1 rRNA gene is annotated in these 562 nt (G+C 53.6%); it reads left to right on the forward strand.

Features of this window, described 5'->3' with window-relative positions:
* Window positions 1-19 precede the first annotated feature (19 nt).
* Window positions 20-562 (forward strand): 23S ribosomal RNA (locus J8I87_RS44155); the annotation flags it as partial.

Genomic DNA, 562 nt, shown 5'->3' on the forward strand with positions numbered 1-562 from the left:
AGAGACACACCCGTTATAGGGTCAAGCGAACAAGTGCATGTGGTGGATGCCTTGGCGATCACAGGCGATGAAGGACGCGGTAGCCTGCGAAAAGCTTCGGGGAGCTGGCAAACGAGCTTTGATCCGAAGATGTCCGAATGGGGAAACCCACTCCGAATGGAGTATCCGTAGCTGAATCCATAGGCTACGTGAAGCGAACGCGGTGAACTGAAACATCTAAGTAACCGCAGGAACAGAAATCAACCGAGATTCCCAGAGTAGTGGCGAGCGAAATGGGACCAGCCTGTACTCTTTATCTGCATGATTAGGCGAGCGCTCTGGAAAGTGCGGCCATAGTGGGTGATAGCCCCGTAGCCGAAAATCATGTGGAAGAACCAGGTGTACGACAAGTAGGGCGGGACACGTGAAATCCTGTCTGAAGATGGGGGGACCATCCTCCAAGGCTAAATACTCGTGATCGACCGATAGTGAACCAGTACCGTGAGGGAAAGGCGAAAAGAACCCCGGGAGGGGAGTGAAACAGATCCTGAAACCGCATGCATACAAACAGTCGGAGCCCCGC

The sequence above is a fragment of the Paraburkholderia sp. LEh10 genome, from assembly GCF_017814945.1.
In the GTDB taxonomy this organism is placed as follows: domain Bacteria; phylum Pseudomonadota; class Gammaproteobacteria; order Burkholderiales; family Burkholderiaceae; genus Paraburkholderia.